This window comes from Mycobacterium sp. (genome assembly GCF_049280035.1).
Lineage (GTDB): Bacteria > Actinomycetota > Actinomycetes > Mycobacteriales > Mycobacteriaceae > Mycobacterium.
Genome location: NZ_JBAPPI010000315.1, coordinates 1 through 2,602 on the forward strand (window position 1 = coordinate 1; position 2,602 = coordinate 2,602).

Below are 2,602 nucleotides of genomic sequence, written 5' to 3' on the forward strand. Positions count from 1 at the left end.
GGTGCGTGGTCCACACCCTCGACCTCCAGGTACCGCGCGCCCGGGATGTGGTCGGCGAGATACCGGCCGCCCTGCACCGGAACCGCGTTGTCCTCGCGGGCATGGATGACCAGGGTCGGCGCGGTGAGCGTGGGCAAAATCGACCGCACGTCGGTCAGAAACGCCGCTTCGAATGACGCACGCGCCATTCCCGGGCTCGCGCACATGCGCTCCAACGTTGCGAGCTGGCGTATCGACCGGACCGACGGCGCGCTGATGCTGGCTGCCACACCGCTGCCCCACCCGGAGCGCACGGCGCGGCCGCCTTCCTGGAAGCGGGCGAGCTGCTCAATCGACGGCGTGTAGTCCTCGCCCAGCTCGGCAAGGAAGCGCGACCGCAGCTCGGCCGGGTCGCGATCCATGTCTTCCCACCCCGTGAAGCCCCAATACGCGATGGTGCCGTGAAGGATCAGCGCCCGCACTCGCTCGGGCCGCGTTGCCGCGAACATCATGGCGACCGGTCCACCATCACTCAGACCGGACACGACGGCCTGTCCGAAGCCGACCGCATCCATGACAGCCTCGACCTCGGCCGCTCGATCCTCCAGCGTGCGAACTTTTGACACCGGGTCCGACAGCCCGACCCCGGCCTTGTCGAACCGGGCAACACGGCAGAACGTCGCGAGCTGATCAACGAACGCTTTGAATTGGGGCAGGGTCCAGGACAGCTCGATGTGGCTGACGAACGGCTCGACGATGATCAGCTCGACCGGCCCGTCGCCGAACACCTGATACGCCAGGCTGAGATCGCCGCACATGGCGTATGACGTTTCCGGCATCGCATGAGCGTACCGATCCCACCCCTCGCCAGGGCACGAGTGACAGTGCCCCGGGTATTTCCACTTAGTGATTGCTCACAGCCTGGCCTGTACGTACCGCGCGGGTCAGACTTTGCTCCGGTGAACGCTTCCGCATGCTCGGCCGTCTATCTATATATGAGAGCGGCTCACCGCCGCAGCGACACCGATCGGAGTGACGAATGGGCATAGCGATGCGCAGTGGGCATCACAGGTTGCCCGACGGTGGGGTGCTGCGGGTGGATTTTGAGATGGGACGTTGGGTGGGCACGCTCTACGCGCCCTCCATGACGATCAAGACCCAAATCGTCGGTAGTGATGCCCAGGTTCACGCCTGGGCCGCCGGCCTTGCGGCATAACACGTCCCTCGGCATCCGGCTTAGTCGGGATGGCGCGCCAAGGCGATGTCCGCCCAGCGACGATCGTGCCGCCCCCGGGGAGAGGGGGCCCGGGGACGGCCAGATCATTTGGACGCGGACTACGGCGAGCTGGTCCCGCTCCAGTGGGCGGGTTCCCTCCAGTAATTACCTAGGCATCCGGTAGGCGGGGAAGTCCGGTCAGCTCGCGGTGTTCATCACGGTCAGCCGCAAAATGCGCAGCGCGGTGGTGATCAGGATGACCGCCAGCGGCAGTTCGACGAGCGTCGCCGTCAGCGCGGATTCCCACAGGTCGTGGGGGCCGGCCGTCGTCACCTCGAACAACGCATCGCTGATCAGCAACACACCGGTCGTGAACGCGGTCAGCAGCACCACCTGCCGACGAAGGAAAACGAGCACCGCGGTCGTGACCACGAATGCGACAAGCAAGACATCGAATCCCAGCGCAACGTAGGTCGCCGGCAGGGTGCTCACCAAGAACACGATCCACGGGATCAGCCCGATCGCCGCGCCTACCATCAGCGCCAAGCGCAGTCGTCGCATTCGCGTCACCACCGGCGCCGGGACCAACTCCTCGAGCGGGCTTTCCAACCGATGTGTCGTGAGCTCGTCAACGGGCGATTGCGCGGTGTACATGGCGGGTTCGGTCCTCGCTAGATTGTAGACGGTTACGTTCACTATTTGCAGTATACCCTGCTCGGCGAAGGAACGCCAGCGGCTACTAGCGGTCAGTGGCCCAAGTCACCGCATCGACAGGCCCAACCCGCCGTCGACCCTAAGGACCGTTCCGTTGATGTACGCTGCCGCCGGCGAGAGCAGGAAGGCGGCGACCCCGGCCAGCTCCGCGGGCTCGCCGAACCGGCCGAGCGGGATCTGGGTCATCGCGCCATCTCGCGCGGGGGCGGGCATCGCGCGCACCTTGGGGGTGGCGATCATGCCGGGCATCACCGCGTTGCAGCGAATCCCGCGGGGACCCCATTCGGCGGCCAGCGTGCGCGCCATCCCGACGATCCCCGCCTTCGACGCCCCGTAGGCGACCTGCCCGGGGAGCCCGATCTCGGCTGCGACCGAGGAGATCAGCACGATGCGCCCGTCGCCGGAGGCCAGCAGCGCCTCGAACGCCGCCTGCACCACCCAGAAGGCGCCGGACAGGTTCGTCTCGATGTCCTTGCGCCACTCCTCGTCGGAGAAGCGCTCCGCGCGGTGGATCGTGTCGACGATCCCGGCGTTGGCGATCACCGCGTCGCAGCCGCCGAGCAACTCGATCGCGTCGGCGACGCCACGGCGCACGGCCGCCGGGTCGCGAACGTCGAACGTCGCGGTGACCGCCGTGACGTCGCCGACGGGCGCGCCCGGCACGTCGCAGGCCGCCACCGCGCAGTCACACGC

4 protein-coding genes are annotated in these 2,602 nt (G+C 67.3%); 1 reads left to right on the plus strand and 3 read right to left on the minus strand.

The genetic code is table 11. The features are described from left to right. Positions 1-818: alpha/beta fold hydrolase (locus tag WAN71_RS10665; RefSeq protein ID WP_422225296.1), on the minus strand; the 818-nt coding region annotated here is incomplete at its 3' end. A gap of 200 nt (positions 819-1,018) precedes the next feature. Here WAN71_RS10665 and WAN71_RS10670 point away from each other — a divergent pair. Continuing rightward, positions 1,019-1,195, plus strand: coding sequence for a hypothetical protein (locus tag WAN71_RS10670; RefSeq protein ID WP_422225297.1), 177 nt, complete (start codon positions 1,019-1,021; stop codon positions 1,193-1,195). A 198-nt stretch (positions 1,196-1,393) separates the two neighbouring features. On the opposite strand, the gene WAN71_RS10675 is transcribed toward WAN71_RS10670, so the two are convergent. After that, positions 1,394-1,849 carry a hypothetical protein gene (locus WAN71_RS10675; protein WP_422225298.1) on the minus strand — a complete coding sequence of 152 codons (456 nt, stop codon included), beginning with the start codon at positions 1,847-1,849 and terminating at the stop codon, positions 1,394-1,396. A 105-nt stretch (positions 1,850-1,954) separates the two neighbouring features. Beyond that, positions 1,955-2,602: SDR family oxidoreductase (locus tag WAN71_RS10680; RefSeq protein ID WP_422225299.1), on the minus strand; the 648-nt coding region annotated here is incomplete at its 5' end.